This window comes from Bacillus inaquosorum KCTC 13429 (genome assembly GCF_000332645.1).
GTDB classification, from domain to species: domain Bacteria; phylum Bacillota; class Bacilli; order Bacillales; family Bacillaceae; genus Bacillus; species Bacillus inaquosorum.
Genome location: NZ_AMXN01000007.1, coordinates 136,280 through 148,483, shown reverse-complemented (window position 1 = coordinate 148,483; position 12,204 = coordinate 136,280). Strand labels below are relative to the sequence as shown.

Annotated in this window: 15 protein-coding genes and 1 pseudogene; 4 read left to right on the top strand and 12 right to left on the bottom strand. The window is 43.3% G+C overall.

Features of this window, described 5'->3' with window-relative positions:
- Window positions 1–111 precede the first annotated feature (111 nt).
- Window positions 112–588, top strand: a complete 477-nt coding sequence (locus BSI_RS04180) for a divergent PAP2 family protein (protein WP_003240980.1) — start codon at window positions 112–114, stop codon at window positions 586–588.
- Between the two features lie 28 nt (window positions 589–616).
- Here BSI_RS04180 and spsC read toward each other — a convergent pair whose 3' ends face one another.
- The 4 genes from spsC to BSI_RS04195 all read right to left on the bottom strand — a co-directional run bounded on the left by spsC (window position 617) and on the right by BSI_RS04195 (window position 3,284).
- On the bottom strand, window positions 617–1,270 hold the full coding sequence (gene spsC, locus BSI_RS04185; protein ID WP_032732268.1) for a stationary phase survival protein SpsC: 654 nt from the start codon (window positions 1,268–1,270) through the stop codon (window positions 617–619).
- 104 nt (window positions 1,271–1,374) lie between these two features.
- Window positions 1,375–1,695, bottom strand: a complete 321-nt coding sequence (locus BSI_RS04190; RefSeq protein ID WP_003240977.1) for a YuiB family protein — start codon at window positions 1,693–1,695, stop codon at window positions 1,375–1,377.
- 52 nt (window positions 1,696–1,747) lie between these two features.
- Entirely contained in the window at window positions 1,748–1,891 is a 144-nt protein-coding gene (locus BSI_RS0121545; RefSeq protein WP_032732267.1) for a YuiA family protein, read from the bottom strand.
- A gap of 172 nt (window positions 1,892–2,063) precedes the next feature.
- Window positions 2,064–3,284 (bottom strand): NAD(P)/FAD-dependent oxidoreductase, encoded by a 1,221-nt coding sequence (locus BSI_RS04195; RefSeq protein ID WP_032732266.1) that lies wholly within the window; start codon window positions 3,282–3,284, stop codon window positions 2,064–2,066.
- A 331-nt stretch (window positions 3,285–3,615) separates the two neighbouring features.
- On the opposite strand from BSI_RS04195, the gene yumC reads away from it, so the two are divergent.
- On the top strand, window positions 3,616–4,614 hold the full coding sequence (yumC, locus tag BSI_RS04200) for a ferredoxin--NADP reductase 2 (protein ID WP_003220618.1): 999 nt from the start codon (window positions 3,616–3,618) through the stop codon (window positions 4,612–4,614).
- 39 nt (window positions 4,615–4,653) lie between these two features.
- Here yumC and BSI_RS04205 read toward each other — a convergent pair whose 3' ends face one another.
- Window positions 4,654–4,794: a hypothetical protein gene (locus BSI_RS04205; RefSeq protein ID WP_003240972.1), complete on the bottom strand. Its 141-nt coding sequence runs from the start codon at window positions 4,792–4,794 to the stop codon at window positions 4,654–4,656.
- Window positions 4,795–5,071: 277 nt separating this feature from the next.
- Here BSI_RS04205 and guaC point away from each other — a divergent pair, with 277 nt between their 5' ends.
- Window positions 5,072–6,052, top strand: a complete 981-nt coding sequence (gene guaC / locus BSI_RS04210; protein WP_003240970.1) for a GMP reductase — start codon at window positions 5,072–5,074, stop codon at window positions 6,050–6,052.
- 103 nt (window positions 6,053–6,155) lie between these two features.
- Here guaC and BSI_RS04215 read toward each other — a convergent pair whose 3' ends face one another.
- The 7 genes and pseudogenes from BSI_RS04215 to BSI_RS04240 form a co-directional block, all read right to left on the bottom strand.
- Window positions 6,156–6,779, bottom strand: a complete 624-nt coding sequence (locus BSI_RS04215) for an FMN-binding negative transcriptional regulator (RefSeq protein ID WP_003240968.1) — start codon at window positions 6,777–6,779, stop codon at window positions 6,156–6,158.
- Between the two features lie 22 nt (window positions 6,780–6,801).
- Window positions 6,802–7,320: a spermidine/spermine N(1)-acetyltransferase gene (paiA, locus tag BSI_RS04220; protein WP_003240967.1), complete on the bottom strand. Its 519-nt coding sequence runs from the start codon at window positions 7,318–7,320 to the stop codon at window positions 6,802–6,804.
- Window positions 7,321–7,345: 25 nt separating this feature from the next.
- Window positions 7,346–7,554: pseudogene (locus BSI_RS23330) on the bottom strand (hypothetical protein).
- A gap of 299 nt (window positions 7,555–7,853) precedes the next feature.
- A complete protein-coding gene (locus BSI_RS04225; protein WP_019259365.1) occupies window positions 7,854–8,216 on the bottom strand; it encodes a HesB/IscA family protein in 363 nt (120 codons plus the stop codon).
- A gap of 78 nt (window positions 8,217–8,294) precedes the next feature.
- Window positions 8,295–9,149 (bottom strand): diaminopimelate epimerase, encoded by an 855-nt coding sequence (dapF, locus tag BSI_RS04230; protein WP_003240964.1) that lies wholly within the window; start codon window positions 9,147–9,149, stop codon window positions 8,295–8,297.
- Window positions 9,150–9,270: 121 nt separating this feature from the next.
- Entirely contained in the window at window positions 9,271–10,485 is a 1,215-nt protein-coding gene (locus BSI_RS04235; RefSeq protein ID WP_003240962.1) for a NupC/NupG family nucleoside CNT transporter, read from the bottom strand.
- Between the two features lie 135 nt (window positions 10,486–10,620).
- Window positions 10,621–10,857, bottom strand: a complete 237-nt coding sequence (locus BSI_RS04240; RefSeq protein ID WP_003222913.1) for a YuzB family protein — start codon at window positions 10,855–10,857, stop codon at window positions 10,621–10,623.
- A gap of 262 nt (window positions 10,858–11,119) precedes the next feature.
- On the opposite strand from BSI_RS04240, the gene BSI_RS04245 reads away from it, so the two are divergent.
- Window positions 11,120–12,187: an NAD(P)/FAD-dependent oxidoreductase gene (locus BSI_RS04245; RefSeq protein WP_003240960.1), complete on the top strand. Its 1,068-nt coding sequence runs from the start codon at window positions 11,120–11,122 to the stop codon at window positions 12,185–12,187.
- The last annotated feature ends 17 nt before the right edge of the window (window positions 12,188–12,204 follow it).

Sequence of the window (12,204 nt, the reverse complement as noted above, 5' to 3'; positions counted from 1 at the left end):
ATAATAGGAAAAACATTCTTTCCATTACACTTATTTTATCAAACAACAGTCTAAGACTTGCTTTTTTCTTTTGAAACACGAAGGATTTTTTAAATAGAAAGGATGTCGCCGATGGAACTTTTAACAAATTTTCCTTTATTATCAAGCCTGGCCGCGATTATTTTTGCTCAGGTTATCAAAGTGCCCATACAGTTTATCGTGTCCAGAAAACTGGACTGGTCGCTGGTCACAAGCACAGGCGGCATGCCGAGCTCTCACTCCGCAGCGGTCACTGCGCTTTCTACAGGCGTAGCCTTGGAGCATGGATTAGGCTCCTCTCTCTTTGCGGTTTCTGCCATTTTTGCCGTCATTACCATGTTTGACGCAACTGGCGTCAGACGTCATGCCGGTGAGCAGGCAACCGTCATCAATAAGCTTGTCGTTGATTTTAACCGCTTCGTACATGAAGCAAAGGACTTCCCGAAGGCCAAAGATAAAGAAAAGCAAAAAAAGCTGAAGGAGCTTCTCGGACATCAGCCGATCGAGGTCTTTTTCGGAGGCTTAACAGGTATTTTACTGACATTGATACTCGCTTACTTTTTCATGTAAAAAACGCTCCAGCAGTTGCTGGAGCGTTTTATTCTTTCACAGTTTTATATTGATTTCTGAACACCTGCAAAGATTTTGTTTCATTGAGCTTCTCAAGCTCATCCTCGGTGATCTTTCCCGTCCCTTTTTTAATCACATATACATCAAGGCTTTTTTTGCCCCATTCATTGTACACATCTTTGACGGTTTCAAAGTACAGATCAAGGCGGTTTCCCTTAATCGCTGATCCCGTGTCGGCCACAACTCCGAGACCGTAATTCGGGATGAATAAAATCGTGCCGATCGGGAAAACGGACGGATCAGCGGCAACCGTGGAGTATAAATCCCGTTTCACTTTCACACCTGAATATGTAAGCCCGTATAATGGATCGCCGGGCTTCTTTCCCGTCGATTCAGCTCCTGCTGTGTAGCCTGTTGCGGTTACTCTTTGGACCGGATACTCGTCCCAGTCAAATGCTTCTTCTAACGGTTTTGTTTTATCCTTGGCCGCTGACATGGTTTGTGTTTTTTTCTGCTGCAATGCTTTTAATGTCAGTCCTGCATGCTTCAAGTGCTTTTCTTGATGTTCCTGCACCCATTTTGACAAGTCCTTCGCTTCGATTCCTGACACTGATAAAAATGTCGTGCCAAATGCAAGCAGAAATAAACAGGTCATCAGCAAACGTCTGATCATATTCAACATATTCACCTCTCTCCGGATCATTGTTCCCAATTGGAGAGAGCAATATTCAAAATGGTGAATGAGCTGAAAGCACAAAAAAAGCTTTCTTTAGAAGAAAGCGGCATTTAAAACATTTGATATCCTCTTTTTCTGAGCATGTTGATTGCTATACCGGACACGATGGCGCCAGCCAAACCGCTGGCCAAAATCAGCACATCGGCAGCCGCTAATGATACGACACGATGAAACAGGCCGGCAAAGGATTCTCCCGGCGACTGGACATAGCTGATCAGCTTTTCCTTGCTGATAATGAAAAGGCATACAATCGGATAAATCACAGCCATAATCCAAGACATTCTCAGCAGCATGTTTAATAAGAAACCGATTCCAAAAAACAAGACAAAAAACAAAACAATTGAGATGATTACGACTGGCAGACTAATCAACCTATCCCACCCCCTGCGTTATTTTTAGTGTAACGCGGGGGCTGAAATAAAGTCAACGGCTGGAAAAAGAATGACTGTCTTTTCCTGTCCCCTGGCAAGACGGACAAGTCTCTGAACCGCCGAGGATCAATTGAAAATACCCTTTCCCTGAGCAAAATGGGCATGTATGCGAAGCGGTTGTCGATGCAGTTTTCATCTGATCATCACCCTTTTTCTTAATTTTCTGATAATATAACATATCGAGCTGTCAACAATAAAGTCAGATCATGTGACAAATCTTTTGATGTAAGCGGAAACATACTTGTTTTCCTCTCGTTCTCTTTTTATTTTGGCGTTTTTTAATAAAGAAAACCCGCTTCCGCGGGTTTTTAGAAAAACTTGAACTTGCCCTTTTTCAGCGTTAGTCCGAGTCCGCCGATCAAAAACAGCGAGCGGTTATCGATGACTTTTTTCATAAACGAAGCCGGTGTGCCTTTCAGCTTTCTGCCATAAACGACCCCAACCGCGTTATGCTCGCCAAGAGAAGCCACCGTTCCTTTAATGTCGGGCTTGAATTCCTCAAGCTCTCCGCCTTTAATGAGCCTGCCAAGGTTTTTAGCAACTGTTATCCCCTGCTGCATCGCAATTTGCGCAGTCGGCGGATACGGGCGCTCTGTATCTTCATTCATAAACAGCGAGCTGTCACCGAGAATAAAGACGTTGTCATGTCCGGGTGCACGAAGATCCGGATTCACTTTGACCCGTCCGCGCATATTTTCAAAACCGGCTTCCTCCACAATCGGATGGCCGCGGACACCTGCCGCCCATACAACGGTTTGCGATTTGATCTGCTCTGGTTCTTCATCTTTTTTGCCGACTCTGACTCCTTCCGGTGTACATTCTTGCACAGCCGTTCCGATCTTAAACTCAATTCCGTTTTCCTCAAGATAATGAACCGCATAATCGACAAGCTCAGGATCAAATCCAGGCAAAACGGTCGGCGCCGCTTCCACACAGATAATGCGCACGAGGCTTCTGTCAACGTCATACTCCTTGCAGAGCTCAGGCACGCGGGCTGCCAGCTCGCCAAGAAATTCAATCCCCGTAAATCCGGCTCCGCCTACAACAATGGTTAACCTGTCCGGCCGTTTTTCCGCTTCCGTATTGTAAGTCGCAAACTGCAGCTCAATATGTTCCCTCAGCAGGCGCGACGTGTTGATGTTGGCAATCGGAAACGCATATTCTTTCAAACCTTTAATGCCGAACGTTTCGGGCACCGCGCCGAGTCCGATGACTAAATAATCGTACTGCAGCTCTCCATTCGCAAGCACAACTTTTTTCTCATCTATTTTGATTGCCTTTACGGTATCCTGTACAAAATTGACCCGCGACTGGTTGATTACATCTTTTATCTGATAACGGCAGCGGTCATGATGGAGCGTACCCGCGCTCGCTTCATGCATCCATGTCGTTTCATAATGATAATTGTGTTTATTCACAAGCGTAATATCAGCATCATTCGGCCCGACAAACTTTGTCAGCCTAGTTACCGTCATCAATCCGCCATATCCTGCACCTAAAATCACGATTTTGGGCTTATTCAATGCCATCACATCCACCTTCTCTTTTTTTGCTTTTGTTAGACGCATAATAAAATCATCATTTGTGTTAGCTTCAGCTTATTGGCGGGATTTTATGAAATATATTGAAAAGTTTTTTGTAAAGTCTTCACGCATAGCACTACTATCATATTTATCCGGCTGGCCCAAGAAACATTCAGAAAAAGATCAATTCATTTGGTTATCATCGTATCGGTCGGCGGAAATATTTTCAAGAACGGATGCGCACGCCACACACTTAGGATTTTTTCTGCTGACTCGTCAATTTAAACGGCAATATGGTATAATTAATAACAATTTTCATTTAGGAGGCAATTTTCGTATGCGAGAGGATACAAAGGTTTATGATATTACAATTATAGGCGGGGGACCGGTCGGCTTATTCACCGCTTTTTACGGGGGCATGAGACAGGCAAGCGTCAAAATTATCGAAAGCCTGCCTCAGCTCGGCGGACAGCTTAGCGCCCTTTACCCTGAGAAATATATATACGATGTAGCGGGCTTCCCGAAAATCCGCGCACAAGAACTTATCAATAACCTAAAAGAGCAAATGGCGAAATTCGACCAAACCATTTGTCTGGAGCAAGCGGTTGAATCTGTTGAGAAACAAGCGGACGGCGTGTTTAAGCTCGTGACAAATGAAGAAACCCACTACTCTAAAACAGTCATCATTACTGCAGGAAACGGCGCATTCAAACCGAGAAAGCTGGAACTTGAAAATGCCGAGCAGTATGAAGGCAAAAACCTTCACTACTTCGTTGACGATTTGCAAAAATTCGCCGGCAGACGCGTTGCGATCCTTGGCGGTGGAGATTCAGCAGTTGACTGGGCGCTTATGCTTGAACCAATCGCAAAAGAAGTATCCATCATTCACCGCCGCGATAAATTCCGCGCGCACGAGCACAGTGTGGAAAACCTTCATGCGTCGAAGGTTAATGTCCTGACACCATTCGTCCCTGCGGAGCTGATCGGGGAAGACAAAATTGAACAGCTTGTGCTTGAAGAAGTGAAAGGCGATCGAAAAGAGATTTTAGAAATCGATGACTTAATCGTCAACTACGGTTTCGTTTCATCTCTTGGACCGATCAAAAACTGGGGTCTGGACATCGAGAAAAATTCCATTGTCGTGAAATCAACAATGGAAACAAACATCGAAGGCTTCTTTGCAGCAGGTGACATTTGCACATACGAAGGAAAAGTCAACCTGATCGCAAGCGGCTTCGGCGAGGCGCCGACAGCAGTGAACAACGCCAAAGCTTACATGGATCCGAAAGCCCGCGTACAGCCTCTTCACTCAACAAGTCTTTTTGAAAATAAATAATAAAAAAAGGAGTTTGTGTCAGCGACACAGCTCCTTTTTTTATTTGAAGATATTTATATAATTCATCGCAGTTCCAAGAACCAGCGCAATCACAAGGGCTGCGACGATCCAGATCATTGCCATAATAATGCGGTCTTGGATCTTTTGGGATTTCGGTGTTTTTTCTTCGTTTTGCGTCATCTCATTCGCTCCTTTCACATGTCCATGTCATAAAGAAAGCCTGGTGCTGAACGACCAAGCTTTGCTGAACGTATATCATTCGCGTTTTGATCCGCTCTCTAAGACTTTTCGTTAAGACTATGATACCCAAACTCACTGAGCATGACAAGCTTCGGCACTTGTACATACGTGCCAGCAAATAAAAACGTTTGACATCCTAAATAAAACAGAGTACATTATAGAAGGCGAACATTTCATATAATATCATTTTAAATATTCGTTTTTAGGAGTGAAAACCATGGAAAACGTATTTGATTACGAAGATATTCAGCTAATTCCTGCAAAATGCATTGTAAATAGTCGTTCAGAATGTGATACATCCGTACGTTTAGGCGGACGTACATTTAAATTACCCGTCGTCCCTGCCAATATGCAGACGATTATAGATGAAAAACTAGCGATTTCATTAGCCGAAAATGGCTACTTTTATGTGATGCACCGATTTGAACCTGAAAAACGGATTGATTTTATTAAAGATATGAACGCACGCGGATTATTCTCTTCTATCAGCGTGGGCGTCAAAGATGAGGAGTATGAATTTGTCCTCCAGCTGGCAAAAGAAAATCTGGCTCCTGAATACGTGACTATTGACATTGCTCACGGGCACTCAAATGCTGTCATTGAAATGATCCAGCACCTAAAAAAACATTTGCCGGACAGCTTTGTTATTGCTGGCAATGTCGGAACGCCGGAAGCGGTCAGAGAACTTGAAAATGCGGGAGCGGATGCCACTAAAGTCGGCATCGGACCGGGAAAAGTATGTATTACGAAAATCAAAACCGGCTTCGGCACTGGCGGCTGGCAATTAGCGGCGCTACGCTGGTGTGCCAAAGCAGCCAGCAAACCGATTATCGCGGATGGCGGCATCCGTACACATGGCGACATCGCAAAATCAATCAGATTTGGCGCAACGATGGTCATGATCGGTTCACTATTCGCCGGACACGAAGAATCACCAGGCCAAACGATCGAAAAAGACGGAAAGCTCTACAAAGAGTACTTCGGCTCAGCCTCTGAATTCCAAAAAGGCGAAAAGAAAAATGTAGAAGGCAAAAAAATGCACGTGGCGCATAAAGGCTCAATTAAGGATACGCTAATTGAAATGGAACAGGATCTGCAATCTTCTATTTCTTATGCAGGCGGAACAAAGCTTGATGCGATCCGAAATGTGGATTATGTGATTGTGAAGAATTCCATTTTTAATGGGGATAAATATTAATCATAAAAAAACGCCAAGTCAGCGGTTTGCCGCTTGACTTGGCGTTTACTGTTATTAGCACCTTCAGGCCCACTGGCATACGGAGGGTTTCATAAAAGTGGGCTTATATTTGCTTTTTGAATCTCTTTTCCATCAATTCTGCCATTTGTTTTGAATTTAGATTTCCTTCATTTTGTAATTCTTTAATGATGTTCGTATAATCCGTTTCATCTCGGTTCTGGCTTAATTTATATGCCGCCTGAATGTCTCCTACCTTAATCTTAAATCCAACTATACCTTTCAATTCACTTTCTAAAAGAGTTGGAGAAAGTTTATCCCATAAAACTGGATTTTCTCGATGTTTTTCGTATTTTTCCAACATTATTGTTAATTCTTCAATTAATTCATCTTTCTCTAAAATGCTTGCTTTACCATACATGTGGACAGCCTGATAATTCCACGTCGGAACATTTTCGCGGGAATACCAAGAAGAAGAAATATAAGCGTGCGGTCCCTGAAACATCACAAGCACATCTTCACATGCTGCAAATGTTCTCCACTGAGGATTTCCATAAGCCATATGCCCAGTAATATAGCAATCATCACCTTTTTTATTGAATCCTAAGGGCAAATGAGTGGCAATTGGTTTCCCTTGTTTTATTGTGACAATCGTGCCAAAAGAATTATTTTGAACAAAATCAACAATTTCATCAACATTTGTAACCTTATAATACTTTGGAATATACATGTTAATCCCCCTTTTCAACAAGTTATAGGAGTGTTTTGGCCATGATATAGTCTATTTGTTCTTCATCGCCCATATAAAAAGAGTGGGCTCCAATTTGAACAAACCCCATTTTCTTATAAAAAGCAATGGCATTTTCATTTTTTTCCCATACACCCAGCCAGACTTTCTTTTTATTACGTTCCAAGGCAATTTCCATAGCTTTGTTTAATAGATGTTTGCCAAGCCCATGTTTTTGAAATTTGTTCTTTATATAAATCCTCTCTATTTCAAGTGATTCTTTACCCATTTCTTCAGACTGAGCATCATCGGTGTTGATCTTTAAATATCCAGCGACTTCATGATTAAAATAAACAAAAAAGAACTGCGAAGAAGTATTGGATAATTCCTTTTCCAACTGTTTAGCGTTAAATGCACTTTCCAAATAGGCTTTCATATTTTCAGGTGAATTCTGGTCTTTAAATGTATCATTGAACGTTTCAATACTAATTTCTTGAAGTATTTTTAAGTCTTCTTGGCTGCACTTTTTTATATTTATGGTCATTTAAATATGTCGCTCCTTTATATAATCAATAATTTCTCGTGTTTTTCCTAAATTTCCAGTCCTTTTCTATACTTTTTCTTTTTATAAATGGAAATACATTTTTCCTTTCTCTGTTGGAAAAAGTTTTTTGTTCGATCCACCTTTATCCTTTCGCTAACTTTTCTTGAAGATTCCTGGGTTTGTACATATTCGGACAAGGTACAGATACGGCCCTTGCTGCCACTCCAATTTCATGAAGAATCTCCCGCATCATCAACTCCTCACATGCATTTTTTGTTGCAAATACAATAAAAATACCGTACGTTAAATATAACCCAACTTTGTTGCATTTACAATATAAATGAAGATGAAGGAGGCCGCGTAAAGTGAATTTTGTCTATTTAAGCCATAATAAAAACGCCTCCCTTAACGATGGTTTATCGCTAAGAAAAGCGTCATGAACAATCTAACGGTTACTCGTGGGACGCAATCACGCAATCCTCCGAAACTGGTGAGATGATTGATTCATATCTCGAAATATCGGGTTTTAGCGCCTAGCACTCTTCAGGCTTACCTGCATTCGTTGCTGTTCTAAAAGAAGAACCGCAACCGCATGAGGCGATGGCGTTTGGATTGTCGATGGTGAAGCCGCCGCCGAGCATGGATTGTTTATAGTCAATCACGGTGCCGTTCATGATATCAAGGCTTTCTTTGTCAACAAGAACCGTGATGCCATGCTGATCAAACATACTGTCTTTTTCGCCCTTTTCATGCTCAAAGCCCATGCCGTAAGAAAGGCCGCTGCAGCCGCCGCCTTTGACGCCGACACGCAGAAACGCGTTTTCTTCTTCATGCTCTTTCATCATATCTTTTATATGCAAAGCTGCTGCTTCTGTAATTGTTACCGGGTTGCTCATCATTGTGAACCTCCTTTTAAAAACCGGATGCTGTCTTTTATTATAAACATGATCGGTTCAATTCTCAAACAAGGTGTTTTACAAAAAATAGACACCTTCACAAACGGTCTCAGCCGGCCCTGTCATCATCACATGGCCGTTGTCCTTCCAGTTAATCACCAAGTCTCCGCCTGCTAAATGCACCGTAATGTCTTGATTTCGTTTTGATACGCCGTTTAACACTGATGCGACCGCCGCTGCACACGCTCCTGTCCCGCATGCCTGAGTAATGCCTGATCCCCGTTCCCAGACGCGGAAATGCAGTTCATGTTCATTCACGGTTTCGACGAATTCCACATTGATGCCTTCCGGAAATCTCGGATCTTTCTCAATCACCGGTCCCAGTGTCGTCAGGGGTGCCTGTTCAATGTCAGCGATCGGAAAAACGATATGCGGATTTCCCATTGAAACAGCAGTGCCTGTTAGTTCGGCTTCACCAAACGTCATCGTTTCATTGATCGTGTGCTCTTCCCCGCTGCCAAGCATTGGGAGCTCGGCTTTTGTCAGGCGCGGTTCGCCCATATCGACAGTGACAACATTCACTTTTCCGTTTTCAGCTTGAACCTCCGCTTTCACAAGCCCGGAGAGGGTTTCAATCAGAAAAGATGTTTCCTCAACCAGCTTATGCTCATACGCGTATTTTGCGACGCAGCGCAGGCCATTGCCGCAGTTTTTCCCTTCAGACCCATCATTATTAAAAATCCGCATTTTGACAGGCGCTTGATCTGAAGGGCATATCAGGATCATTCCGTCAGAACCGATCCCAGTATAAACAGAAGAAACCTGAACGGCAATCTCAGACAGTTTTTCTTCCGGAAGCTGTTCTTCAAATTGATTCACATAGATATAGCTATTTCCCAGGCCGTGCATTTTGGTAAATCGAAATGAGTTCATAGGTGCCTCCAACTTTTTTCTTTTACTTAGTATAAAAGCTATTATAAACGGACACAATACAATTATCCCCCGTTTTTCATACATAAAAGCTCCTTGCACTGACGCAAGGAGCTTTTATCGTTTATATAAACATGCCGGCAATGGCTGCGCTGAGCAGATTGGCTAATGTTCCCGCTAGAACAGCCTTCAAGCCTAGGCGTGCGATATCTGAACGGCGGCTCGGCGCTAAACCGCCAAGTGTACCGAGCATAATCGCAATTGATGAAAAATTGGCGAATCCGCATAATGCGAAACTGATAATGGTAGCGGTTTTCTTAGAAAACTCGCCGATGTGCGGACCGAAGTTAGAATAAGCAACAAACTCATTCAGCACCAATTTCTGGCCGATATAGCTTCCTGCCTGCAACGCTTCATGCCAAGGCACGCCAATCAAAAAGGCGATTGGAGAAAACACATAGCCGAGGATAGTTTCTAACGTGACGCCTTTTAAGCCGAACAAGCTGAAAACTCCGCCAAGAATACCGTTTACCACGGCGATTAATGCAACGAATGCAAGCAGCATCGCTCCAACGTTTAAAGCAATTTGCAGGCCTGTTGACGCTCCCTTTGCAGCTGCGTCAATGACATTGGCTGCGCCTTCGCCTTCATCCATTTTGAAATCGCTTTTTACGGTTTGGGGCTTTTCCGTTTCGGGTATAATCAATTTACCGAAGACAAGACCCGCGGGAGCAGCCATAAAGCTGGCCGCAAGCAAGTATTCAATCGGAATACCGAGAAGCGCGTACCCAAACAAGGTTGAACCCGCAACAGCCGATAGACCGCTCGTCATGATCGTGAACAATTCAGAGCGCGTCAGCCCTGCAATAAGGGGTCTGATCACTAACGGAGATTCAGATTGTCCTACAAAAATATTAGCAGCAGCTGCAAGAGATTCCGTTTTGCTTGTCCCAAGGAGCTTCGACAATCCGCCGCCAATGACACGGAAAATGAGCTGCATGATTTTTAAATGATATAAAACGGCGATCAGTGCTGAGAAGAAAATGATAACGGGCAGTACACTTAATGCAAATGCCGGACTGTCACCGACTTTCAGAAGCGGTCCAAAAATAAAACTGATGCCTTCATTTGCGTAATCAATCAGAAGCTGTACACGGCTTGAAAACCATAAAAAAACAGCGCGTCCCGCTTCCCATTTCAACACGATGTATCCAAACGCCACCTGTGTGCATAAACCAATGATGACGGTTCTTATCTTAATATTGCTTTTCTTTTCTGAAAATAAAAACGCGATAGCAATGATCGCAACTGCGCCGAGCAGTCCCCACAGAACACTCATGAATACACCTACACCTCTTAAATTTTATTTAAAAAAATATCTTTTATACGATAACAATAATATTTTTTGATGTCTACACATTTTTTAGTTCTTTTGTACGGCAAAATAAAAAAGGGCCTGTCCAGGCCCTTTTCTTCAAAACATTGGATTTTCTTCAATAAATGTATATATATTCTCAACAAGCTCAGCAGGCGTTTCACCCATGACGACTTCTCCGTTTACAAGAGCGAAAAGCGACTCCATGCATGTCCCGCAGTAGCTTAAGCAGCCGTATTCGAGAACATCCAGGTTTGGGTCCTTCTCCAAAATCGCCCGGGCTTCCTGAGAGCCGTGAGCCAGATTGCTGACACAAAATTCAATCATTGGATTCATGCGGTTTCACCTCACATATGTCCATTATCGCGAATTTTTTACCATTCGTCAAAGATAACAGATTCATCAAAATTTATTATCGTAACATATCATTACTTGAATAACGTTTTACTAATTTGTGATTAAAGGCTAATTTGTAGGTTATTTTGAAACTATTATTGTGATTTTAGATCAAATTCGATATAATTCTAGATGTTATTTTACATAGTTCGTATTTTCTTCAATGTGTCTATCATACTCTTCGGATTAAAGGGGAATTCAAATGAAAAAATTGGTCTTGATCGGCGGAGGTTACGGGAACATGCGTGTTCTTCATCGCTTATTGCCAAACCAGCTGCCTGATGATGTTTCAATCACGTTAATTGACAGAAATCCTTATCACTGCTTGAAAACAGAATATTATGCCCTTGCTGCAGGCACAATTTCTGACCATCATATCAGAGTGTCATTCCCAGAGCACCCTCGCCTGGATGTCCAATACGGTGATATCTCATCAATTGATATTGCACAAAAACAAGTGCTGTTCCAAGATCGTGAACCGATTTCTTACGATGACGCCGTGATCGGGCTCGGCTGTGAGGATAAATATCACAACGTGCCGGGAGCGCCTGAATTCACCTACAGCATTCAAACCATCGACCAGTCCCGCGAAACCTATCAAAAGCTGAATAACCTGAGCGCTAATGCCACTGTCGCCATTGTCGGAGCGGGCCTTAGCGGCGTTGAGCTTGCAAGTGAATTGAGAGAAAGCCGTGATGACCTGAACATTATTTTGTTCGACCGCGGCAATCTCATTTTATCAAGCTTTCCCGAGCGCTTGAGCAAATATGTGCAAAAATGGTTCGAAGAGCACGGTGTCCGCATCATTAATAGGGCAAATATCACTAAAGTAGAAGAAGGCATTGTGTATAACCACGATGATCCGATTTCTGCAGATGCCATTGTATGGACAGCCGGCATCCAGCCCAACAAAGTCGTCAGAGACTTAGATGTGGAGAAGGACGCACAAGGGCGTATCGTATTAACGCCTCATCACAATATTCCTGGTGATGAACATCTGTACGTAGTCGGCGATTGCGCCAGCCTTCCTCATGCACCGAGCGCCCAGCTGGCAGAGGCTCAAGCAGAGCAGATTGTCCAAATCTTGCAAAAACGTTGGAATGGAGAAGCCCTTCCAGAATCAATGCCGCAGTTCAAGCTGAAAGGCGTTCTCGGTTCACTCGGTAAAAAAGCCGGCTTCGGTCTTGTTGCTGACCGCCCGCTGATCGGCCGTGTTCCGCGTATGCTGAAATCCGGCTTGCTGTGGATGTACAAACACCATAACGGTTAATGATAGAGAAGAACCGC